At 67.2% G+C, this 22250-nt stretch carries 18 protein-coding genes; 14 read left to right on the top strand and 4 right to left on the bottom strand.

The window, feature by feature from the left end; all coding sequences use genetic code 11:
- Positions 1 to 116: 116 nt before the first annotated feature.
- From O0K41_RS08635 to O0K41_RS08625, 3 genes are all read right to left on the bottom strand, one after another.
- Positions 117 to 953, bottom strand: coding sequence for an OmpA family protein (locus O0K41_RS08635; RefSeq protein WP_123958678.1), 837 nt, complete (start codon positions 951 to 953; stop codon positions 117 to 119).
- A gap of 62 nt (positions 954 to 1015) precedes the next feature.
- Positions 1016 to 6220 carry an ESPR-type extended signal peptide-containing protein gene (locus O0K41_RS08630; protein WP_197592566.1) on the bottom strand — a complete coding sequence of 1735 codons (5205 nt, stop codon included), beginning with the start codon at positions 6218 to 6220 and terminating at the stop codon, positions 1016 to 1018.
- Positions 6221 to 6455: 235 nt separating this feature from the next.
- A complete protein-coding gene (locus tag O0K41_RS08625; protein ID WP_005409990.1) occupies positions 6456 to 7436 on the bottom strand; it encodes a helix-turn-helix domain-containing protein in 981 nt (326 codons plus the stop codon).
- A gap of 694 nt (positions 7437 to 8130) precedes the next feature.
- On the opposite strand from O0K41_RS08625, the gene O0K41_RS08620 reads away from it, so the two are divergent.
- From O0K41_RS08620 to O0K41_RS08560, 13 genes are all read left to right on the top strand, one after another.
- Positions 8131 to 8337, top strand: coding sequence for a Flp family type IVb pilin (locus O0K41_RS08620; protein WP_005413737.1), 207 nt, complete (start codon positions 8131 to 8133; stop codon positions 8335 to 8337).
- Between the two features lie 88 nt (positions 8338 to 8425).
- Positions 8426 to 8971, top strand: a complete 546-nt coding sequence (locus O0K41_RS08615; protein WP_164221566.1) for a prepilin peptidase — start codon at positions 8426 to 8428, stop codon at positions 8969 to 8971.
- Complete coding sequence (locus O0K41_RS08610; protein ID WP_005413739.1) at positions 8968 to 9444, top strand: TadE/TadG family type IV pilus assembly protein; 477 nt, start codon at positions 8968 to 8970, stop codon at positions 9442 to 9444. Before O0K41_RS08615 ends, O0K41_RS08610 begins: the two co-directional genes overlap by 4 nt.
- Positions 9445 to 9467: 23 nt before the next feature.
- The gene (gene cpaB, locus O0K41_RS08605; RefSeq protein WP_123958680.1) at positions 9468 to 10505 is read left to right on the top strand and encodes a Flp pilus assembly protein CpaB; all 1038 of its coding nucleotides are present in this window, start codon (positions 9468 to 9470) and stop codon (positions 10503 to 10505) included.
- Between the two features lie 18 nt (positions 10506 to 10523).
- The gene (locus O0K41_RS08600) at positions 10524 to 11879 is read left to right on the top strand and encodes a type II and III secretion system protein family protein (RefSeq protein WP_062606243.1); all 1356 of its coding nucleotides are present in this window, start codon (positions 10524 to 10526) and stop codon (positions 11877 to 11879) included.
- Between the two features lie 27 nt (positions 11880 to 11906).
- Complete coding sequence (locus O0K41_RS08595; RefSeq protein WP_024958095.1) at positions 11907 to 13163, top strand: fimbrial protein; 1257 nt, start codon at positions 11907 to 11909, stop codon at positions 13161 to 13163.
- Complete coding sequence (locus tag O0K41_RS08590) at positions 13148 to 14497, top strand: CpaF family protein (RefSeq protein WP_005409997.1); 1350 nt, start codon at positions 13148 to 13150, stop codon at positions 14495 to 14497. Before O0K41_RS08595 ends, O0K41_RS08590 begins: the two co-directional genes overlap by 16 nt.
- Before the next feature lie 2 nt (positions 14498 to 14499).
- Entirely contained in the window at positions 14500 to 15456 is a 957-nt protein-coding gene (locus tag O0K41_RS08585; protein WP_123958681.1) for a type II secretion system F family protein, read from the top strand.
- Between the two features lie 28 nt (positions 15457 to 15484).
- Positions 15485 to 16420, top strand: a complete 936-nt coding sequence (locus O0K41_RS08580; protein ID WP_005409999.1) for a type II secretion system F family protein — start codon at positions 15485 to 15487, stop codon at positions 16418 to 16420.
- The gene (locus O0K41_RS08575) at positions 16420 to 17310 is read left to right on the top strand and encodes a Flp pilus assembly protein TadD (protein WP_111687412.1); all 891 of its coding nucleotides are present in this window, start codon (positions 16420 to 16422) and stop codon (positions 17308 to 17310) included. Before O0K41_RS08580 ends, O0K41_RS08575 begins: the two co-directional genes overlap by 1 nt.
- Complete coding sequence (locus O0K41_RS08570) at positions 17307 to 17765, top strand: DUF3613 domain-containing protein (RefSeq protein ID WP_099490259.1); 459 nt, start codon at positions 17307 to 17309, stop codon at positions 17763 to 17765. The genes O0K41_RS08575 and O0K41_RS08570 overlap by 4 nt, the downstream gene beginning before the upstream one ends.
- An 8-nt stretch (positions 17766 to 17773) precedes the next feature.
- Positions 17774 to 19927 carry a TadG family pilus assembly protein gene (locus O0K41_RS08565; protein WP_149501175.1) on the top strand — a complete coding sequence of 718 codons (2154 nt, stop codon included), beginning with the start codon at positions 17774 to 17776 and terminating at the stop codon, positions 19925 to 19927.
- A gap of 99 nt (positions 19928 to 20026) precedes the next feature.
- A complete protein-coding gene (locus tag O0K41_RS08560; RefSeq protein WP_123958683.1) occupies positions 20027 to 20740 on the top strand; it encodes a DUF2968 domain-containing protein in 714 nt (237 codons plus the stop codon).
- Between the two features lie 68 nt (positions 20741 to 20808).
- On the opposite strand, the gene O0K41_RS08555 is transcribed toward O0K41_RS08560, so the two are convergent.
- Positions 20809 to 21204, bottom strand: coding sequence for a hypothetical protein (locus O0K41_RS08555; RefSeq protein WP_123958684.1), 396 nt, complete (start codon positions 21202 to 21204; stop codon positions 20809 to 20811).
- A gap of 186 nt (positions 21205 to 21390) precedes the next feature.
- Here O0K41_RS08555 and O0K41_RS08550 point away from each other — a divergent pair, with 186 nt between their 5' ends.
- Complete coding sequence (locus tag O0K41_RS08550) at positions 21391 to 22215, top strand: alpha/beta hydrolase (RefSeq protein WP_164221562.1); 825 nt, start codon at positions 21391 to 21393, stop codon at positions 22213 to 22215.
- The last annotated feature ends 35 nt before the right edge of the window (positions 22216 to 22250 follow it).

The raw sequence follows: 22250 nt of genomic DNA, 5'->3' as shown, positions 1-22250 counted from the left end.
GCACCATGGGAAACCTGAGCCGCCGGCAGGCGTGGTCAACGGGGGAGACGTAACCACGTCCTGCCGACGGTCAGGGGGGACTCGGGATACCGGGGCATGGCCCCGGTGCGGGACTCTCAGCGCGGTTGGGCGATCCCAGCGATCTGCACGCGACGGTTCGGCGCCAGGCAGGCGATCAGCTCGCGCCGATTGCGCTGCTCGCACTGCACGATCGGCTCGGCTGCGCCCCGCCCTTCGGCGCTGATGCTGGCCGCAGGCACCCCGCCCTGCACCAGCGCGCTGCGTACGGCCTCGGCACGTCGCTGCGACAGGGTCTGGTTGTAGCTGGCACTGCCGATACGGTCGGTGTACCCGGTCACCCGGATCGACTGCACCTGCGCAGCCTCGCGCACCTGCGCCAGGATGCCCTGCACCGCCTGCTGGCCTTCGGCGCTGAGTACCGCGCTGTCGAATCCGAACAGCGCGTCGGCCGACAGCCGCAGGGGTTGCTCCGGCAGCGGTGCCGCTGCAGGCGGCGCCGGTGGCCGTGGCGGTTCGATCACCGCCGCGCACGACTCCGGCTTCCAGTAGCCCCCCTGGGCGATGCCCTTGCTGTCGAAGCGCACCTGGAACTGGCAGGTGAAATACTCCGCGCCCTGCGCGGTGCGGAAGTTGAACAGGTAGTTCCACTCGCGCACACCCCACATGCCTTCGTTGAAGTGCGGCGTGCCCAGCAAGGTATACAGCTGCCGCTTGCTCATGCCCGGCGCGAATCTGCGCAGGTCGGCGACGTCGGGATAGATGCCCTCCTTCAACGAAGCCTTCGACGCCTCCGGGAACTGCACGGCGGTGGTGTCGGCAGGACGGTCGGCGGCCGGCGCATGGCTGCGGCAGGCGGCCAGCAGGCCCATCCCCAGGACCAGGCCCAGCACTGCGGCCATCTGGCCGGTGCGGGCGATGCGATGCTGTTTCATGTCATTCCCCCCTTTGGACGTTTCCGCGATGCCGGGCCGCGCGTGCGGCCCGGCCGCGGGGATCACCACTGGATGCCGGCACCGACGGCCACACCGGCCTCGCCACGGCTGTTGGTGGAGCCGCTGAACTTGTAGATCCAGCGACCACCTTCAGAGACACCGGAGATACCGATCGCCACGCCCGACTCGCCGTTGTAGCTGCCAGCGGCGACCGAGGCCATGCTGCGGCCCGCTTCGCTGGGCTGCGGCAGCGCTGCGGTGGCCATCGCCGACGCGATACCGGCCGAGGCGCGGTTGTCGGTCTTGCGCAGGTCGCGCTCGAAGCCGCCCATGCGCTCGTCGGTGTACGCCTTCGACCAATCCAGGGTCTGCGCCATGCCCGACTTCAGCTGGTCCACGTTGACCGCGTCGGTACCGGCGGTGCCGGCGGCGACGTTGCGCACCGTGGTCGGGCCGCTGTTGGTGCTGCCCAGGGTGACGCTGTTGTAGTTGGTCGCACCGTTCACCGTGGTGTCGTAGCGGATCGTGCCCTGCTGCGAGGCCTGCAGCTGGCGTACGTTGACCGCATCGGTGGCCTGCGAACCGTCGGCCACGTTGACCACCTGGCGTTCGGCACCAGCGGCACCCACCGAGACGGTGTTGGCCCGGTTCGCCACCGAACCCGCACCCAGCGCCACCGAGTTGTCGGCCTGCGCCTGCGAACCATTGCCGAGCGCGGTCGAGTTGGCGCCGGCTGCGGTTGAGCCTGCACCACCGGCGGCCGAGTTGGCACCGCTGGCGGACGGGTCGGCCAGGTTGTTGGTGTTGTTGGCGCGGAAGCTGCCGGCCACGTTGGTGATGTTCTGGATCTTCTGGTCGGTGTACTTCTTCGATTCGTCGATGGCGTAGTTCACGCCGTTCTTCAGCTGGCCGACATTGGTTGCGTCGTACGTATCGGAACCGTCGGCGACATGCGTGATCTTGCGCTCACTGCCAGTACTGCCGACCGAGACCTCACCGGCCGAGTTGCTGGCACCGGTCTGGCCGTAGGCACCGGTGTAGCCGCTCTGCGCACCGACGCTGGCCACCGAACCTGCACCCAGTGCCACGCTGTTGCCGGCACTGGCGCTGGCGCCGTTGCCGACCGCCACGCTGTTGGCACCGGCCGCACTGGCCTGCGGGCCGACCGCCACCGCCTCCGCCCCGGCCGCCGTTGCGGCCGCTGCCGTCGAGTTCACCGCCAGGTAGGCACTGCCACCGCCGCCGTTGGTGATGCGCTGGTTGAGGACCTTCAGCGAGCCGTCCACCGCAGTGAAGGCGGCGGTGACATTGTTGTAGTCGCCGCTGGTGAAAGTGCCATCGGTAGCGATGCTGGAGATGCTGAACTTCGGCGCGGTCCACACGTTGGTGGTGCCGTTGTAGGCGGTGGTGCCACCGAAGTAGTTGGCGATGGTGCTGTGGGTGCTGAACAGCTGGTCGCCGGTGATGGCATCGCTGCTGCCGGCCAGGATGCTGCCGGCGGCGACGTTGGTGATCTTCACCGCGCCGGTGCCGGTGCCCGTCAGCGTCACGCGGTTGAGCACGTTGCCGCTGGCGTCGACGTCGTACTTCACGGCCAGCTTGTCGATCTCGCCGGTCTGGTCGGCAACGTTGGCCAGCGAATTGCTGACCGCGTCGAAGGCGGTACCGACGTCGTTGTAGTTGCCCTTGGTAATCGTGCCGTTGGCGGCGACGTTGTTGATCGAGTAGGTTGGTGCGGTCAGCACGCCGCTCGCGTTGACCGCCGCGCCACCTCCGAGGTGGGTGGCAACTGCCTGGTTGGCCGCAAACAGCTGGGCACCGTTGATGGCCTCGCTGCTGGTGGCGCTGACCTGGCCCGGGCCCAGGTTGCGCAGCGTGGTGGCGGTGCCGCTCTGGCCCAGCGTGGCACTGGCGTAGTTGACGCTGCCGTCGCCGTTGAGGTCATAGCGCAGGGCGCCCTGCTCCGACGCCTGCAGCTGGCCCAGGTTGACCGCATCGGTCGCGGCGGTACCGGCGGCCATGTTGGTGACCTGGCGTTCGGCACCGGCCGCACCGATGGACACGCTGTTGGGACGGTCGGCCAGGCTGCCGGCACCCACCGCGATACTGTTGGCGGCGGTGGCGCGGGCGTTGGTACCGACCGCGATCGAGTCGGCGCCGGTGGCCAGCGCCTCGGTACCGGTCGAGTTCACCCGCAGGTACTTGGTGCCACCGTTGCGGATATCGGTGATCTGCGTGTTGAGATTGACCAGCGAGCCGTCGACCGCGGCGAAAGCATCGGTGGCGTTCTCATACAGGCCCTTGGCGATGGCGCCGCCGGTGGAGATGGTGCTGATCTCGAACAGCGGTGCAGTGAACGCGCCGCTGGCCGGATCGAAGGCCGCGCGGCCGCCGAAGAAGCTGGCGATGGCAGCATTGGTCGCCGCCAGCTGGCCGCCATTGACCGCTTCCAGGCTGCCTGCCGTGACCGCACCGCCGGCCAGGTTGCCGATGGTGGTGGTGCCGGTGCCCGCGCCAAGCGTGACACGACGGTAGTTCGGATTGCCGCCAGCATCCAGGTCGTAGGTGACGGCGGCATCGGCCACGCCGTTGATCAGGCTGATCGCGCCCTTCAGCTGGGCTACGTTGACCGCATCGGTGTTGACGCTACCGGCAGCCACGTTGGTGATCTGGCGCTCGCCACCACCGGCGGTGCCCACCGACACTTCGCCCGCCGAAACCTGCGGAGCAGTCAGGCCGTAAGCACTGTAGCTGGCCTGCGCGCCGCGCAGTGCGGCCGAGCGGTAGCCCAGTGCGACCGAGTTGGCCTGGTTGGAGGTGGCTTCAGCACCGAGCAGGGTCTGCCCGTTTGCGGTACCGACGGCACTGTCGCCGACGATCACCGAATGGCCCATGCGCGCAGCGTAGTCGGCGGTCGGTACACCGGTCGGATTGCTCGGGTCGTTGACCCCATCACCCGGGAAGGCGACGTTGGCATCGACCTTCGGCAGTTCGTGCCGTGCATTGGCACCGATCACCACTTCCTTCGAACCGTTGGCGAAGGCGCCATCGCCCATCAGCACCTGGTAGTCCTGCGCGGCGTTGACCGCCCAGCACGAGATGTCTGCAAGGGCGATATCCAGGCACTTGGCGGCCCACGCCGGCGAGTCCTTCGGCAGCAACAGGCCCAGCAGGCCACCCGGATTGCCGTTGTTGATGTTGTAGATGTAGCTGTCGGAGGTGACGCCACCGATCAGGGTCAGGTGCGAGCTGCCACCGGTAGCGGCACCGCCCAGCCCGTTGAGGGTGCTGCCGACCGGCGACAGGTTGACCACCGGCAGGCCCAGCACATTGACCGTCGAGTAGGTCTGCATCACGTTGGCGTTGCTGAGCTTGAGGTTGCCGTTGCTCAGGTAGCCGTTGCCACCGAACAGGCTGGTGGTGGTCGGGCCGATCAGCTGCCCGACATTGCCGACCAGGCCGCCAGTGCCGATGATCAACCCCGCATTCGGATCGGCCGGAGCCGGCGCCTTCGGGCTGGTGGGCGGGATCGCCGAGGGCTTGGTCAGGCCGAGGCCACCGAGCGTGCCGCCGACCAGGCCGCCGACCGCGCTGCCCAGATTGCCGAGGGTGCCATTGAGGTTGCCGTTGAGCAGGTTGCCCACGGCACTGCCGACGTTGCCGAGCGTGTTGCCCAGCAGCCCACCCAGTCCAGTGCCGGAGCCGGTGGCGCCATTGAGCAGACCGCCGACGGAACCGACGGTGTTGTTGAGCGTGCCGCCGACCGCAGTGCCGACGCTGCCAACCGTGCCGCCGACTGCGCCACCCACGCTGCCGACGGTGCCATTGAGGGCGCCGCCGACCGCACCACCGACGCTGCCCACGGCTCCGTTCAGTGCGCCGCCCACGGCGCCTGCAGTGTTGTTGAGCGTGCCGCCTACGGCACCGCCGACGCTGCCGACCGTGCCATTCAGGGCTCCGCCGACGGCACCACCGACGGTGCCTACGGTGCCGTTCAGTGCGCCACCCACGGCGCCTACAGTGTTGTTGAGCGTGCCGCCTACGGCGCCGCCCACGCTGCCAACCGTGCCATTCAGGGCACCACCGACCGCACCACCGACGCTGCCTACGGTGCCATTCAGTGCGCCACCCACGGCGCCTACAGTGTTGTTGAGCGTGCCGCCTACGGCACCGCCCACGCTGCCGACCGTGCCATTGAGGGCTCCGCCGACCGCACCACCGACGCTGCCGACGGTGCCATTCAGTGCGCCACCCACGGCGCCTACAGTGTTGTTGAGCGTGCCGCCTACGGCGCCGCCCACGCTGCCGACCGTGCCATTGAGGGCACCACCGACCGCGCTGCCGACCGTACCGACGGTGCCGTTGAGCGCACCACCGACTGCATTGCCTGCGGCGCCGACCGCACTACCCACCAGCCCACCGACACCCAGTGCGCTGTTCTGCGCCGCAACGGTTGCCTGGCCGGCCAGTTTCAGATTGCGATCGGCAACCACTTCCTGGCCATTCGGCGCCTGCACGCTCACCTTGCCGGCAGCACCAGCATCGAATGCTGCGGTGATCGCGCGATCGTGGGTTTCTCCCGGCAGTTCCTCCTTGGCGGGCAGCGTGATCGCCGCCGTCGCCTTTACCTGGCCCTGGGCGTCGATCTGGTGGCCTGCCACCTTCAGCTTCGAATCCAGCGCCCCATCCACAGAAGCCTTCAGACCCCGCAGTGCACCCGCCGGCGCGCCGCTGATGCCGGCGGCCGCCTTTGCACCGGTATCGATTGATGCCACCTGCGCGCCGCCAAGACCGATGTTGGCATTCGCTCGGACATCAGCGGCAAGCCTTGGCACGGCGACCTGCTTCGGCGCTGTGCTCGAGGCCAGCTTGACCTGCACGGAGGCCGGCAGCACGTCACGCACCACCGGCAGCGACGCGGTGCTCAACTGCAGGCCGACGCGCGCATCCGCGCTGATCGCCGGGCTGCTCTGGGCCTGGCTTGCGGCAGCCGCGAGGGCTACCTCGGCATCGACCTTGACTGGCATCGGCTGGGTATACTTGGCTGCAAGAGCCTGCAGATCACGCAGCGACTGATTGGATTCGGATGCTCCCGCGTGGCCACTAGCCAGCACGCACAGCAGGGCCAGGGCGAGCGTGGTGGGCATCAGCAGGAAGGCGCGCGGATCCCGCGCGGCGCTGCCGCCGCTGTCGCCGGTGGCCAGTTCCGAGGCCACAACCAGAGCATTGAGCTGGCGGTTCCATACACGCCGGTAGATGCGATTCATGAGCACTTCCCCCGTAGGCGAACAACTTGAATGTCAGTGGACTTGCCGTTAGGCAGGTGACTGACATTTCAGCGTTTGCAACGGTGGCTGCGCACTTCATTCCGGCACGGCAATCGCGCATTCCGGCAAATCCACGGCCGGAATCGGCAGCGGGCTATGCAGAAGCGGCAACGATATCGGCAAGCGCATGGGCAATTCCGGCAGAAACCACCCCGAAACCCTTGCGGCGCTTGATTCAGGCCGGCTGGCCGATCTGCGCGGGAGCGCGCATCAGCGTATCGCGCGGCAGCTCGCCGAAAACCTTGCGGTAGTTGTCGGCAAAGCGGGAGAGGTCCCATAGGCCACAGCTGAGGGCGATCGCCTTCACCGAACGGCGGCTGGAATCGGCCATGGAAAGGCTGCGGCAGGCAGCGCACAAGCGCAGCATCGACAGATAACGGTTGGGCGAAGTTCCGAACAGATCCTCGAAGGCATAGCGCAGGCCGCGTTCGCTGACACCCGCCGCGTCACATATCTCGTTCATGTAGATATTGCGGCGCAGGTTGAGCCGCATGAAGTTCTCCGCCCGCTGCGCGATCAGATAATGCGTGCGCCGGGCGCGGCTGCAGCCGGGGCGATCGGCGGCGCCTGCACCGAGCAGGGCCTGCACGTGCTCGTGCAGCAATCGTTCGGTTTCCTGCGGCTGCAGGCCAGCGCCCTGGCCGAGCTGAAGATGCAGCTGCTGATAATGATGGGCGAGTGGCGCCGAATCGTTCGCCAGATTGAACAGTGAAAGTGCCTGGCCCGCGGGCGGTGTGCTGCGCAGGCTGAGTTCGGTCAACTTGCGTTGCACCCGTGCGACCGGCACCAGCATCAGGGTCATGTGCGTACCGGGGCTGAGCGTAAACTCGCTGATGCCTTCGGGCATCACCGTCAGCGCCATCCCCGGTGCAAGCGGCACCCCGTGGCACCAGCTCAGTGTTTCATCGGTGGCGTGCAGATACCCCAGCATCGCCCAGTCGGGTGGCAGCATGAAGCGGCCACGGCAGTGGAAACCGCAACTGATGCTGCAGAACAGGGCTTCCTCATGCACGCGCGAAGCGAAGGCCGCCCGCGGCCCGTTGCCATCGAGCAGCAGCAGTTCGACATCGCACACGCGAAGTACGCCGCCCAGCGTCGCCAGATCGATCGATCGCAGGCCGCTGTCGTCGCTGTCTTCTACCCCACCATCGACCATGACAGTGTCGTCCCCCCGTTGATCCGCAACTCGCTGCGGCCCCCACTGCCTGACAGGGCCACACCATTCCTCCAGGAACCTTCGCCATTGCCGGGATGGCCGCGGCCGGTGCCGCGCGACCAACCCAGTTGAAAGCAGCAACGTGAGAGCGAGTATGCCCGATAATCATCGAAGGTAAACCCGAACTCCGCATTGAAGAAAATAGATACAGAGATGAAGAAAATGTCGTCGCCAGTGGCACGATATTCGCATGCACCATTTGTTCCATCACAATATCTGCACGTCGATGAATCGTTTTGCCAGCGAACGGATACGCGTCACAGAAACAACCTGAAAGTTTAAGGGCTACCGCGTTTCTGCCGAATTTGCATATAGGTTCCAGTTGCAGCCAACCGCCATTCAGGCAAAGTCGACGACACGGTGATCCGGTCGCTTCAAAAACGACCACACCTGGGGGAGCGTATGACCACGACCGTATCGCAGAACAGTTCCACCGCCGGCGCATCGCCGCGTGGTTGCGACGTTGCGGCCGGCATTTCCCCCGGGGCAGATCACCAGGAATGAGCACGGCGGGTCATTCCCGTCATGCCACCCCGCCAGGATGTGCGGGGCCCACGGACGATCCCGGCGGAGCCGGGCCACCGCCCAACAGGTGTCCTGCATCTGCAGACAACAAGTAGAGGGAGACAAGGCCATGAACGCATCCATCCGCAAGTTCCTGAAGGAAGAAGATGGCGTCACCGCGCTCGAGTACGGGCTGCTGGCCGCCGTCATCGCCGGCATCCTGATCGCGGTCGGCAACAAGGAGATCAAGGGGTTCTTCGAGACGCTGTTCAAGAACCTCTCCGACCTTGCCACCAAGGCCTCCGGGTCGGCACCTGCGGCCGGCGGTGGCGGCTGAGCCTGCGCGCATCGCACATCCCTGCAGCAGTGCTGGGATGTGCCGGTGGCAACTGCAGGCTGTCCAATGACGGACGACGGAGTGTGCGATGACGTTGCTGGGACTATTGGCCATCGGCGTATGCCTGCGGATCGCGATCAGCGATCTGTATGCCCGCCGGGTGCCCAATGCCTGGCTGTTGTCTGCGTCCATCATTGCCGTCGCATTGATCATCGCGGGGCAGTTCAGCACGCCGCGCCAGCCGTGGCTTGCCCACGCAGCGGGCGCGGCGCTCGGCCTGGTGGCCCTGCTGCCGTTCTATGCCATCCGCTGGATGGGCGCCGGTGACGTCAAGTTCTTCGCGGTACTGGGCCTGATGCTGGGCTGGAAAGCCCTGCTGCCGATCTGGATGGTGGCCAGTCTCGCGGCCGGCCTGCACGCGGCAGTGATCATTGTCGGCCGCCGCCTGGGCGTGATGCTGCCCACGGGCCTTCAGATGCAGGTCAACCGCGCCAGCAGCCAATGGCAATCGCACCCGGCCCTGCGCGACATGCGGGCCGCGCGCCAGGGACGACATGGCATTCCCTACGCAGCCTACCTGGCCATCACCGGCATCGGCTGGGTCCTGGCAAGCGTCTATGGAGGTGTGGCATGAACATCCGCAATCCACGGCGTCAACGCGGTGTAGCCAGCATCGAATTTGCCCTGATGCTCATGCTGGGCCTGCTGCCACTACTGCTGTTCACGTTCTCCGGCGTGATGATCATGGCCGCGCAACAGACATTGGCGACGGCCTCGGCCGAGGGCGCTCGCGCTTCGTTGCGCTATGGCAGCGCCAATGAAAGGCGTACCGCAGCCTGCGTAGCAGCCCGCAGTTCGATGCAGTGGCTGCTGAAATTCTCTGGACAGGGTGTCGACTGCAGCAATGGCGGCAGCAACGCAATCGTTGTCTCCGCGCAGGCACCCTGCGCCGGCCTGGCCACTGCCCAGTGCATGACCGTGACCGTCAGCTACGACTACGCCAGCCATCCCTTCCTGCCGGGCACCGCCACGCTTTACAAGTGGGTGATGCAGGCCCCCATCCGTAGTGTCGCGGTCGCCCAGCTCGACCTCGGCAGCGGCAACTGACCATCGGCACAGGAGACGGTTCCATGCTCAAGTTGACCCGCATCGCTGCCGTCGCCCTTATCGGGCTGGCCGTGCTGCTGGCGGTGATCGCCTTGATGATCGGGCGCAAGCAGGCCGCGCCGGCCACGGTTGCCCCGGTTGCGCAGAGCGAAGCCCAGGCGATCACCGTGGTAGAGGCGGTGGCACGACTGCCGGCCGGCGAACCGATCTCTGCCAATGGAGTGCGCCTTGCGCAGCGGACCACGGCGGTAGCCGGTGCTGCCACCAGCATCTCGGCCGTGGTCGGCAAGGTGCCGGTGCAGGACATCGCCGAGGGCACCGCCATCAGCAGCGGCGCCCTGGCACAGGGATTCTCGCTGCAGCTGCGCCCCGGCGAACGCGCGCTGGCCGTCCCGGTGGACGAACTGGTCGGCGCCGGAAACCGCATCCTGCCGGGTGATTTCGTCGATGTCTTCCTCAACCTGCGCAATGCCCAGCCCAACGCCAGCGGTCCGGCAGAGGCCGCGCAGACCCGCCTGCTGCTGTCGCGGCTGCGCGTGCTCAGCTACGGTCAACAGGACATCGCTCCGGTCACCGGCGATGCCGTCGCCGGCAACGAAGGCGATACCCGCAACGATCCCCGCGCCGCCGACATCACCGGCAATGGCAGCAATCATGGCTCGGGCAACGAGGCCACCCAGCCGGCACGCAGTGCGGTGCTGGCAGTGCCGGTGGCCGATGCCAACCGGCTGCTGCTGGGTGCGCAGCAGGGAAAGCTGTTCCTTGCCCTGCGCAACCCGGCCGATACGGGGCAACCCGACCTTGCACTGTTCCCACAGGCGCGTGGCGTGATCGATCCCGTGCGTGGCCTCGATGCCGAACAGCAGCTCGCACTGCAGCGGCCGGAGAACCACGCCTTCGCCGGCATCGATGGTGATGCCCTGGCCGGCCGCGGCAACAGCGCAACCCGCAGCAACCCGCAGCCCTCGGTGCATGCGCCGGCGGCTCGACGCAGCGCACCGCGTGCGTCGGGCATCGAGATCATCCGTGGCGACAGCTCCGCCCCCCGCGGTTCCCTTTGACCTGCATCGAGCGCATCCATGACCGAACGCCGCCGCCCACGCCCCTCCCCCCGCCAGCGCTGGCTGGCCCTGCTGCTGGTGCTGCTGGCTCCGGCAACAAGCGTGGCCGCAGACGATCTCGTGTTGCAGGCGCGTGAGCAGCGCCCGTGGACGCTTCCGGCCGATCTGGAACGGGTCGCCATCGCCGACCCAGGCGTCGCCGATATCGTGATGCTGCGTGGGCAGCGGCAGGCCCTGCTGGTCGGGAAAGCGCCGGGTACGACGACCCTCCTGCTGTGGCACCGCAAGCAGGCCGAGCCGCAACGCCTGCAGGTGCGGGTGCAGAGTGCCGTGCAGGGCGCGGCAGACGCAGGCTCCAACGGGCTGGTGTTCACTCAGCAGGACAACCAGGGCCTGCTGCAGGGAAGCGCCGATAGCGTGCTCTCGCACATGCAGGAACAGAAGACCGCGGCCATGGCGCTGGGCAAGGACGGGCTGCTTGCCGACGCGTCGACGGTCAGCAGCGGCGGCGTGGTGCAGGTCGAGGTCAAGGTGGTCGAGTTCAACAAGACCGCGTTGAAGCAGATCGGCATCAGCTTCCAGAACCGCAATGGCAGCTTCGCCTACGGCTTCGCCCGCCCGGGCGGCCAGTTGCCGGGCAACACCGGCATCCTGCCGGGCATGAAGGAAGGCAACTCCGGCAACGAGGCCGAGTCACCCATTTCTTCGGCGTTCCGGCTGGTGTTCGGCTCGACCAAGGGCCTGTGGAACGCCGATGTCGACCTGTTGCAGAGCAACGGCATGGCGCGCGTGCTGGCCGAACCTACCCTGGTCGCACTATCCGGCCAGAGCGCCAGCTTCCTGGCTGGCGGCGAACTGCCGATCCTGGAACCGCAGGGCCTGGGCACCACCACCATCACCTATAAACCGTTCGGCATCGGCCTGACGGTGACACCAACGGTGCTGGCCCCCAACCGCATCGCGCTGAAGGTCGCACCGGAAGCCAGTGATCTGGACTACAGCAACGCCATTGCCCTCAATGGCGTGCAGATTCCCTCGATCACCACGCGCCGTGCCGACACCACGGTCGAACTGGGCGATGGCGAGAGCTTCGTGATCGGCGGCCTGGTCAGCTCCAATGTCGTCTCCAACGTCGGCAAGATCCCGCTGCTGGGCGACCTGCCGATCATCGGCTCGTTCTTCCGCAACTTCGACTACAAGCGCCAGGACAAGGAGCTGGTGATCATCGTCACGCCGCGGCTGGTGCAGCCGCTGGCGCGCAACACCGAGCTGCCGTTGCCTGGCGAACGCGAGGCCAAGCCGCACATGCCCGAATGGGGCGCCTGGCTGCTGGGTCCCATCAGCCAGGACCCGGTGCCCGGCTTCTCACGCTGATTCCATGATGCCTGCGATACCACGCCCATGCCCTACGCCACTGCCCAGCCGCTGCATCCGCAAGGACCGCCGATGAATCTGGTCCTGTACGGAATGGATCGCGAACTGCTGCCCCGGCTGGCGGCCAAACTGCCGCCGACCACTACCCTGCACTGGCAGGACAGCAGCACGCCGACCTCCGCTCTGGACCTGCAACGCGGGCCGCAGAGCCTTGTGCTGCTGGATTTCCGCCCTGAACATGCCGCCGCCTCCAGCGTGCTGGCGCAGCAACTGCAACAGACCGAACCGGATCTTGCATTGGTTGCCGTCGGTGCCACCAGTACCGGCCAGGTGGAAGGCATCGTCATTGCATTGCGGGCGGGCCTGCGCGATGTGCTGGACCTGGACAGCGACAACGTCGGCATCGAGGCCGCGCTGCGCCGCGCCCTGTCGCCACGACCGGCTGCCGCCGCGCAGCACGCGCACAAGGCGCGCCTGATCGTACTGCTGGGCGTGCGCGCCGGAGTGGGCACCAGTACGCTGGCCGCGCATCTTTCGGTGCTGGCACAGCAGACCCGTGCGCTGGCGCAGGGAGAGGCACTGCAGCAGGACGGCCTGCTGATGGAGCTGGCCCAGCCTTCGGGTGACCTCGCGCTGTACCTCAACCTGGACAGCCGCTTCCATTACGAAGACGCGCTGCGCAACGCCAGCCGCATCGACGCCACCCTGGCCCGCACTGCGATGGCTCGCCATGACACCGGCCTGGTGCTGCTGGACCGCGCCAGCGGCAGCGATGCGGTGCCGCCATCCGATCCGGCTGCGCTGCTGCAGCGCCTGCGCCACGTATTCGCCAGCGTGCTGTGCGATGCCGGTGGCTGCCCGCTGCGGCAGCTACCGCCGCTGTTGCTGGACCAGGCCGACGAGATCTGGCTGGTCACGGACGCCTCGATCGCCACGCTGGTATCGCTCGACCAGGCCTTGAAGCACCTGGCCGGCCAGCGCGAACGGGAGAAGCGCCTGCAGCTGGTGATCAACCGCCACGACGACAGCAGCGGCATGAGTCCCGACCAGATCGCACGCCGATTCGAAGTGCCACTGCTGGCCACGCTGCCCGAACGCCCGCGCGTGCGCCTGGCGGCCAGCCAGGGACATCTGCTGCTGCAGGACGCACCGCGCGACCCCTACCTGCGTGCCCTCGCCCCGCTTGTGTCGCGCCTGGATCCGGCTGCCTGCCCGGTCCAGGCCCATGGCCTGCGGGAAAGACTCTCCCTTGCCCTGGGTGGATCGCAATGGAAGACAAGGTAACCCCGTTCCCGCATGCCGCCACCCGCCCGGTGCTGCCCGACAGCGCCCCGGCCCACCTGCCGTTCGCGCAGACCGAGCAGTACCAGAAGGTGCTGTCGGCCGCCCATGAGCACCTGCTCAACAGCATCGAGGACGAGCGCATCGACATCGATTCCTGGGCCCCTGACACCATCGCCCGCTGGGTGCAGGTGCAGACGGTGGGCTTCATCCAGGAATGGCGCATCCCGATCAACGAGGAGGAGATGCAGGTGGTGGCCGAAGGCCTGGTCAAGGAGCTGACCGGCTTCGGCCCGCTCGACGACCTGCTGCACGACCCGACGATCGAGGACATCCTGATCAATGGGTTCAAGGATGTGCATGTCTCGCAGGGAGGACAGCTCAAGCGCGCCACCCAGCGTTTCACCGACGACACCCACCTGCTGCGCATCCTTCGCCGCATCCTCGCGCCGCTGGGCCGCCGACTGGACGACTCCAACCCGATGGTCGATGCGCGCCTGCCCAACGGCGGCCGCCTCAACGCGATCATCTCGCCGCTGGCAGTGGATGGGCCGATGGTCTCCATCCGCAAGTTCCGCAAGGATCCGTTCACCCCGGACGAGCTGCTGGCCAAGGGCACCTTCGATGCGCCGATGCAGGCGCTGTTGAAGGCCATGGTGCTGGGCCGCTGCAACATCCTGGTGTCCGGCGGCACCAGTTCCGGCAAGACTTCACTGCTGAACGCACTGGCCAGCTACGTGCCGCCGAACGAACGCGTGATCACCGTCGAGGACACCGCCGAACTGTCACTCAACCACCCGCACGTGGTCCGACTGGAAAGCCGCATCGGTGGCGCCGAAGGCCATGGCGCGGTGAGCATCCGCGACCTGGTCCGCAACAGCCTGCGCATGCGCCCGGACCGTATCGTGGTCGGCGAGGTGCGCGGCGCCGAGGTATTGGAAATGCTGCAGGCGATGAACACCGGCCATGACGGCTCGATGGCGACCATCCATGCCAACTCTCCGCGCGACTGCCTGTACCGCATCGAGATGCTGGCCGGCTTCGCCGGGTTCCAGGGCAGCGAGGACAGCCTGCGCCGGCAGATCGCCAGCGCCATCGACTTCATCGTGCAGATCTCGCGGCTGGGCAGCGGCCGGCGCGTGCTGGTCTCGATCACGGAAATCACCGGTGTCAGTGACAACCTGATCACGACCCAGGAAATGTTCCGTCACGAACTGCAGATCGATGGCAACGGCAGGGAAATCGATCGCTGGATCGGACTGGGCTTCCACCCGCATTCGCACAAGCTGGAGCCGTTCCGGCAGCAGTTGCGCGAATCGTTGTACGGAGACTTCTGAGCATGGGCACGGGCCTGCTGCTGGGTGTACTGAGCATCATCTCGGTGCTGCTGGCGCTTGCGGTATGGCTGTGGGGCACCGCCAGCAACCGGGAGCAACGCCAGGCTTCGCTGCAGCACGCCGAGCAGCAGCTGGCTCGCGGAGGCGCCAGTGGCGGAGCCCCGGCCGGGGCATCCGTAGCCGCCGCCAACGACCCGGCGCGACCGGCAAGTGCCGGGCGCCGGGTGTTGCCGCTGGACGGCCTGCTGCAACGTGCGGGCCTGCAGACGGGTTGGAAGCTGCCCATCATGGTGCTGGTGCCGGGACTGGTGCTTTCGGTCGTGGCCATGCTCAGGCTCGGTACGGCGTGGATGTTCCCCCTGACCCTGCTGCTGTACCTGCTGGCCTGCTGGCTGTGGGTCATGCGCCGCACCACGAAACTGCGTGCACAACTGCTGCACCAGCTGCCCGACTTCCTCGACAACCTGGTGCGGCTGACCGCGCTCGGCAACAGCCTGCAGGCTGCCTTCCAGGTGGCGTCGATGCAGACCAGCGCGCCGCTGCGCGGACTGCTGGATACCACCGTGCGCTACGCGCGCAGCGGCATGGACCTGGACCGTGCCCTGAGCCTGGCGGCACAGCCCTACCGGATGGATGTGCTCAAGGTGCTGTCCGTCGTGATCGGTGTCAGCGTACGCATCGGCGGACGCTCCGATCAGATCCTGCAGCGCATGGGCGATTTCATGCGCGACCTGGAGCAGGCCCAGCAGGAGCTGGCCGCGACCACGTCGGAAACGCGCATGTCAGCCTGGGTGCTCGGCCTGCTGCCACCGGCCAGCGCGGCGCTGATGGCCATATCGAGCCCCGAATTCTTCCAGCCGGTGCTGCACGATCCGCTGGGTCACAAGATCCTGTTGATCGCGCTGGGGCTGGAGCTGTTTGGCGCTTTCCTGCTCTACCGCCTGGCCAAGTCGCTATGACCACCCGGATCCGCCACGGAGGTGCCCGATGAGTGCCAGCACCTGGTTTGCCCTGTCGCTGCTGGTTCTGGCCGCCGGTGTTGCCCTGCTGGGCATCGCCGGATGGGTACGCAGCCATCGCGAACAGCGCACCTCGGCCACCTTGAAGACCGCACTGCAACCGCGGGATGAGGCGCGCGACACGGAGGCCGCGCGCCGTGATTCGCTGGGTTGGCTGGAACGCTTCGGGCGCGCGCTCAGTGGCGGCCGCCTGGAATCTGCATTGCTGGCCAATGAAGACCGGCTGCTGCTGGACCTGGCGGGCTGGAACACACGTCGTGGCACCGCCATCTATCTTGGCCTGCGCCTGCTGCTGGGCGTGCTGGTGCTGGTGCTGGCCCTGGCGTTCAGCAGCGCCCAGGGGCTGGCCAGGATGATGGTTGTGATCGGTGCGCTCGCGGCAGGCCTGCTGCTGCCGAAGTTCATCCTCTCTTCGTGGGTGAAGCGGCGCCGGCGCGCCGTCGACAACGAGCTGCCCCTGCTGATCGACCTGCTGCGCCTGCTGCAGGGCGTGGGCTTCAGCATGGACCAGAGCCTGCAGACGCTGGGCGACAAGCTGCGCGACGCGTTGCCGGTGCTTGGCGGCGAGTTGCAGGAGGCCAACGTCGCGTACACCCATGGCCGCACGCGCGCGCAGTCCCTGCGCCGGCTGAGCGAGGTCTACGCGGATGATGACCTGACCAGCCTGATGCAGTTGATCCTGCAGGTGCACGCGCATGGCGGCGCAGTGCAGGAACCACTGCGGCAGTTCAGCATCCGGTTGCGCGAACAGCGCCGCAACGCCCTGAAGGAAAAGGTTGGCAAGCTCTCGGTGAAGATGACCGTGGTGATGATGCTGACCCTGCTGCCAGCGCTGATGCTGGTTCTTGCCGGACCGGCGCTGGTCGCGCTGGCCACCACCATGTCCAAGATGGGATCGCCCTGATGCCTGCCCTGCGCACCTCCTGCCTGTTGCTCGCCCTTGCCGCCGTCGCCAGTGGTTGTGCGTCGACCACGCCGAAGTACCTGCGCGCGCCCAGCCTGGCCGCGCCCGAACCGGCGCCGCAGGACAGCCGCAATGCCTACCTGGAACTGATCGGGCGCATGCAGCAGCAGGGTGCCTGGTATGCCTCGCTGGCCCACGTCGATGCCTTCCGCCAGCGCTATGGCGACCCGCCGGCGTTGCGCCTGCTGCAGGCCGACGCCCTGCGCGAGACCGGCCAGGCCGACGCTGCCATCGCCCTGTACCGCGAGCTCTCCAGTGGCCCGCAGGCCGCTGCAGCCGCACACGGCCTGGGCCTGATCGCCGCGCGCCGTGACGACGATGGCGGCAGCGAGGAGGCACTGGCCCGGGCCACGCAGCTGCAGCCATTGAACACCGATTACCTGGGCGATCTCGGCTATGCACGTCTGCGTGCAGGTCAGTTCGAACAGGCGCGTGAACCGTTGGCCAAGGCGCTGGAGCTGTCTCCAGGCAATGCCAAGGCCACCGCCAACCTCGCCCTGTGGGCGGTGCTGCGTGGCGACACCGCCACTGCAGAGCGCCTCGCCGGACAGGCCAACCTCAACGAGGACACCCGCCGCAGCATCCAGCAACAGGCCGCGCAGATCCGTGCCCGCCTGCAGCAGCGCCAGGCCGCCGCGGCAGCTGCCGCAGTCGTGCCGGCCCCTGCGCGTGCTACCGCCAGCGATGCCGCCAGCAACCGGCCCGGCGCCACGCGACTGGCGGCGGAACCACACCGCGACAGCCGCGATGAACGCGATCCGCAGCGCCTGCCGCCCTCGATGCTGGAGCGCTTCAGCACCTCCGATCAGCCGAACGGAAACACTCCATGAGCGCCATGCCCCTGACCCGACACCTGTTGCCTGCACTGGCCTGCCTGCTGTTGACCGGCGGCGCGCAGGCGCAACAGCAACCCCTGACCGGGCAGATGCTTGGCGGCGGCACGCCCGCTGCGCCGGCTTCGCAGCCGCTGCAGTCCGAGTCACTGGCCACCGTGGACCTGGCGACCCCGCCGGCACCGGTGCCGCAGGCGGCGCCTGCAGCGGTCGCCATCACCGACGGCAACACATCAGCCGCGCGACCCGGCCGCAGCCAGATCGGCGACACCACGCGCGACCTGTTCCGCCTGCAGGCATCAGGGCAGCAGGCCGGGCAACGCCTGCCGATCCTCGGCGACCAGGCTACGTTGAGTTACGCCCGCTACATGAAGAGCTTCGAACACGAGATCCCGGACTTCTTTGAAACCGATGTCGCCAAGTCCAAGGGATCATCCTCATCGGGACGCTGAGGTAGGCCATGAAACGCCCACGCCAGTTCAGTTTCGGCCGCCCACGCGGCGGCATGTCGGTCACCATGATGCTGGTCATGCTGGCGCTGCTCGCCATGCTGGGCCTGGTAGAGATCGGCTATCTGTTCTGGGCCAAGCGTGACGCACAGAAAGTCGCGGACCTCGCTGCACTGGCCGGTGCACAACGGCTGGAGCTGTGCACGTCTGACAACAGCGACAACAGTGCAGCGCGGCAGAGCGCGGTCACCCAGAACAGGTTTGCAGGCACCGTGCAGATCCGCTGCGGCAACTGGAGCGCCACACGCAGCACGTCGAACCGCTTCGTCACCACCATCGATGCCAGCAACCCGCGCAATGCCGTGCAGGTAGTCGCGCAGCGCAGCGTGCTGCCGTTCTTCGGCCAGAACACCGGCCTGCCCACCGTCAGCGTGGAGGCCGTAGCCCGCCGTTCCGAACCGACTGCGGTGTTCGCGGTCGGTTCGCAGCTGCTGCGCACCAATGGCGACTCGGTACTGTTGTCGACCCTGCGTCTGGTCGGCCTGGATGTGACCAACGCCACCGTGCTCTCCTATGACGGCCTCGCCCAGGCCAACATCACGCCGTCGGGCCTGCTCAAGGCATTGAACATCCCGGTCAGCGCCAACCTCAGCGTGGCTGACTTCAACCGGCTGCTGTCGGTCAACAAGATCTCGCTGGCACAGCTGGTCGATGCCACCGCCACCGTGGTCGGCCGCGACAGCACCGTGGGCGTACAGCTGCGTGCACTGTCCGATCTGGTCGCCACCCAGCTGGACATCAACAAGCTCAACATCGTGCTGGGCAGCCAGTCCGGTGGCGGCGGTCTGTTCGCCGAAGTGGTCTCGCCCGATGGCACGATCGGCAGCGCGCTGGAAACGAAGGTCAACGTGCTCAACCTGATCAGTACCGCCATCTCCATCGCCAACGACGGCAATGGCGTTGCGGTGAAGGGACTGGACCTGCTGGGCATCAACATCCAGGCTGGCGTGGTGGAACCGCCCTCGATCGCCATCGGTGGCGTCGGCACACGCGCGTACAACGCGCAGGTGCGGCTGATGGTGGACGTGGACAGCAACAACCTGTTCGCGGTGGGCCCGTTGCTGAACCTGCTCGGCACGCGCCTGCACCTGCCACTGCATGTCGATGTCGCCAATGCGATGGGCACGCTGACCGGCATCCAATGCGGCGCCAGCCCACAGAAGGCCACCATCCGGGTCGACTCGTCGGTGCTGCGCGCCTGTGTCGGCAATGTCGACCCGGCGCAACGCTTTTCCAGGAGCAATGTCTGCGACGACACCCTGAAGAACGAGCAGCTGCTGAAACTGCTCGGGCAACCCTTGATCAATGACAGGATCACCCTGCCTGCCCTGACCAGCTCGCAGAACCTGACCCTTGCCGCCGGCGAGACCGCTTCGACCCGGATCAATCCACTTGCAGTGGGCAACGCGGTGTCGGACCTGGTCAATGAACTGCTGCGCGTGTTGTCGGGCATGCTCAGCTCACCCAAGCAGGGCATGAGCGCCAACGACACCGCCAAGGCACTGGCCGACCGCTACCTGCAGGCCACCTTCCCGCCGAACACCCGCTATGAGGTGGACAAGTTGATTCCACTGCTGCGCGATGGCGACGCAAGCCGGCAACTGGCCCCGCTCAACAGCTGGACCGTACCCGGAGGCCTGCCCTACGCCTGCGGCCTGCTGAACCTGGCCACCTGCCACAAGGACGGTCCGGTCTGGGACGCGTTCAAGGTGACCGTCACCGGCCAGGGACTGGGCGTGCTCGATGGGCTGCTGGGATCGCTGGTGGGCGGCCTGCTGATCAACCGCTGCGACAGCCTGCTGGGCAACCTGATCGACTACAACGGGTGTGTACGCAACAACCTGGCCTCGTACATCCAGACCGCGCCGGCCGGCTTCCTGGATGGTACCGGTGGAACCGGCGTCACCAATCCGGATGGCAGCGTGAGCTGCAGCGGCCTGCTGTGCACGCTGCTCAAGCCGATCCTGACCGCCCTGCGGCCGGTGCTCAACAGCGTCGGCACCCTGCTGACCAACCTGCTGGCCAGCGTGCTGGGCCTGGAACTCGGCCGCACCGACGTCAACGTGCAGTCGATCCAGTGCAGCGCGGCGCAGCTGGTCTACTGAGCCGTGACGGGCGCCCTTGGCGGCGCCCGCGCCCATGCTAGACTCCCGGCGGGGAACCACCTTCATCTCAACCCACACTCATCCGTGGATGGTCTAGACATGCGAGAAACTTCAGGGGGCGCGGTCTTCGCCCGGCACGCGCGCGGCGCGGCACTGCTGGCCGTGGCCATGATGCTGGTGGCACCGGCGGCGATGGCTGCCCGTGGCGACCGTGAGGCAGTCGCAGAGCCGGCCGCACGCAGCGCCCCGGTGGTGCGCAACACCGTTGACGAGCTCAAGCAGCTGATGGATTCGCGCCAGCTGACCGAGCTGCGCACGACCTACAACGGCAACTATGGCGCCAGCCTGCTGTTCAATGCCAACACCCTGACCTACTACGTCGCCCTGTTCCAGGAGAAGAACTTCTGGCGGGTGATCAAGACCGATGCGGTCGACAACGCCGAGCGCGTTTACCGCACCTTTGCCCAGCAATCGGAACAGCTGGCGCAGGTCTACATCGATACGACCCGCCTGGAAGCCGGCAAGCGCTACACCGAGCGCCTGGTGGCCTACAACGAGGAGCGCCTGCGCACCCTGCAGCAGGAAATGGAACAGCAGCAGGCGCAGTCGGCCCAGGTCAGCGCCGCCCTGCAGCAGGCACAGCAGCAGGCAGTCAGCCTCAGCACCGACGTGCAGAGCACCAACAGCCAGCTGGATGCCCTGCAGCGCCGCATCCAGATCCTGCAGGCCGAACAGGGCAACCCGGAGCTGAGCCTGCCCAAGCCGGAAGGCGTGCCCTCGCCGGCACCGGCTGCCGCCAGCGACGGGCGCTGAGGCCAGCGCACAGTAGTCCCGCACGACGGCGCCCTTGGGCGCCGTTGTCGTTTCCATCATTACCGGATTCAGCGGCACGCGTCGTACACCGCGTCATCGAGCTGCCGACGCTGTACGAAGTCCAGGCGCTTGACCTTGGCCAGCACCTCCCCGCGGCGCTGTCGTGCGCGCTCACAGGCCCTGGGGTCCGTGCTGATGGGTATCAGCGCGGCCTGCGGCCGCCCCGAGCGCACGGTGCGCGGTCGCGCTCGCACCGCGCTACCCGCGCTGGCCGGCTTTGGCGCCGGCCCGCGTGACAGCGACTGCTCCTCGGGCACCTCCCAGCGCCATTCCGCATGCCCCTGGCAGGGTGTCTGCTGATAGACCGGATGTGGCCCGTCCACGCATTTGTAGACGTTGGTCTGCGCATGAACCGCCGTGACCAGCATCAGGCACAACAGTGGGCTGCATCGCATTCTCGGCATCGCGGGCTCCTCGACCAGGCTGCCGCCATCGTCTGTGCGGTGGCCGCTTCATGCCAGAGCGATACGCGTCACAGCCCGGGCAATCCAGCACAGCCGTGCAAGCCGTCCGATGTGCACTGCGATGTACTGCCGAAGGCACCGGCACCGCTGCCAGTGCCTTCCCTCCCTTCCGCCAAGGAACCCGCAATGAGCAATTACGTCACCGTCGCCGATGGCGCCCGCATCTTCTACAAGGATTGGGGCACCGGCCAGCCGGTCGTGTTCGCCCACGGCTGGCCGCTGTCGTCCGATGCCTGGGACCCGCAGATGCTGTTCATGGGCCAGAACGGCTTCCGCGTGATCGCCCACGACCGTCGCAGCCACGGCCGTTCGAGCCAGACCTGGGATGGCAACAACATGGACACCTACGCCGATGACCTGGCCGCGGTGATCGAGGCGCTGGACCTGAAGGACGCGATCCTGGTCGGCCATTCCACCGGCGGCGGCGAAGTGGCCCACTACATCGGCCGCCACGGCAGCAAGCGCGTGTCAAAAGTGGTGCTGGTCGGCGCCGTGCCGCCGCTGATGCTGAAAACCGACGCCAATCCGTCCGGTACCCCGCTGGACGTCTTCGACGGCATCCGCAAGGGCACGGGCGGTGACCGCTCGCAGTTCTTCAAGGACCTGACCACACCGTTCTTCGGTGCCAACCGCGATGGCAATACCGTTACCCAGGGCATGCGTGATTCGTTCTGGCTGCAGGGCATGCTCGGCGGCGTCAAGGGCCAGTACGACTGCGTGCACGAATTCTCGGAAGTGGACTACACCGAGGACCTGAAGAAGATCGACGTGCCGGCGCTGGTGGTGCACGGCGATGACGACCAGATCGTCCCGTTCGATGCCTCGGCGAAGCTGTCCTCGCAGATCATCAGGGATGCCGAGCTGAAGGTGTACGCCGGTGCGCCGCATGGCCTGACCGTCACCCACGCCGACCGGTTCAACGCCGACCTGCTGGCGTTCGCGCGAAGCTGATGTGCCGCGGCGGCCCCGTAACGGTGCCGCCGCCC

The organism is Stenotrophomonas sp. Sm2128 (genome assembly GCF_030985535.1).
Classification (GTDB): Bacteria; Pseudomonadota; Gammaproteobacteria; order Xanthomonadales; family Xanthomonadaceae; genus Stenotrophomonas; species Stenotrophomonas maltophilia.
The sequence above is the reverse complement of the archived record's forward strand: the minus strand, read 5'-3'. Positions and strand labels throughout refer to the sequence as shown.

Bases quoted from the DNA above. Each gene is read 5' to 3' on its own strand.
- cpaB (WP_123958680.1), top strand. From the start codon at position 9,468: ATGCTCAAGTTGACCCGCATCGCTGCCGTCGCCCTTATCGGGCTGGCC.
- O0K41_RS08595 (WP_024958095.1), top strand. From the start codon at position 11,907: ATGCCCTACGCCACTGCCCAGCCGCTGCATCCGCAAGGACCGCCGATG.
- O0K41_RS08550 (WP_164221562.1), top strand. From the start codon at position 21,391: ATGAGCAATTACGTCACCGTCGCCGATGGCGCCCGCATCTTCTACAAG.
- O0K41_RS08565 (WP_149501175.1), top strand. From the start codon at position 17,774: ATGAAACGCCCACGCCAGTTCAGTTTCGGCCGCCCACGCGGCGGCATG.
- O0K41_RS08600 (WP_062606243.1), top strand. From the start codon at position 10,524: ATGACCGAACGCCGCCGCCCACGCCCCTCCCCCCGCCAGCGCTGGCTG.
- O0K41_RS08590 (WP_005409997.1), top strand. From the start codon at position 13,148: ATGGAAGACAAGGTAACCCCGTTCCCGCATGCCGCCACCCGCCCGGTG.
- O0K41_RS08575 (WP_111687412.1), top strand. From the start codon at position 16,420: ATGCCTGCCCTGCGCACCTCCTGCCTGTTGCTCGCCCTTGCCGCCGTC.
- O0K41_RS08610 (WP_005413739.1), top strand. From the start codon at position 8,968: ATGAACATCCGCAATCCACGGCGTCAACGCGGTGTAGCCAGCATCGAA.
- O0K41_RS08630 (WP_197592566.1), bottom strand. From the start codon at position 6,220: ATGAATCGCATCTACCGGCGTGTATGGAACCGCCAGCTCAATGCTCTG.
- O0K41_RS08570 (WP_099490259.1), top strand. From the start codon at position 17,307: ATGAGCGCCATGCCCCTGACCCGACACCTGTTGCCTGCACTGGCCTGC.
- O0K41_RS08560 (WP_123958683.1), top strand. From the start codon at position 20,027: ATGCGAGAAACTTCAGGGGGCGCGGTCTTCGCCCGGCACGCGCGCGGC.
- O0K41_RS08620 (WP_005413737.1), top strand. From the start codon at position 8,131: ATGAACGCATCCATCCGCAAGTTCCTGAAGGAAGAAGATGGCGTCACC.
- O0K41_RS08585 (WP_123958681.1), top strand. From the start codon at position 14,500: ATGGGCACGGGCCTGCTGCTGGGTGTACTGAGCATCATCTCGGTGCTG.
- O0K41_RS08635 (WP_123958678.1), bottom strand. From the start codon at position 953: ATGAAACAGCATCGCATCGCCCGCACCGGCCAGATGGCCGCAGTGCTG.
- O0K41_RS08580 (WP_005409999.1), top strand. From the start codon at position 15,485: ATGAGTGCCAGCACCTGGTTTGCCCTGTCGCTGCTGGTTCTGGCCGCC.
- O0K41_RS08555 (WP_123958684.1), bottom strand. From the start codon at position 21,204: ATGCCGAGAATGCGATGCAGCCCACTGTTGTGCCTGATGCTGGTCACG.
- O0K41_RS08615 (WP_164221566.1), top strand. From the start codon at position 8,426: ATGACGTTGCTGGGACTATTGGCCATCGGCGTATGCCTGCGGATCGCG.
- O0K41_RS08625 (WP_005409990.1), bottom strand. From the start codon at position 7,436: ATGGTCGATGGTGGGGTAGAAGACAGCGACGACAGCGGCCTGCGATCG.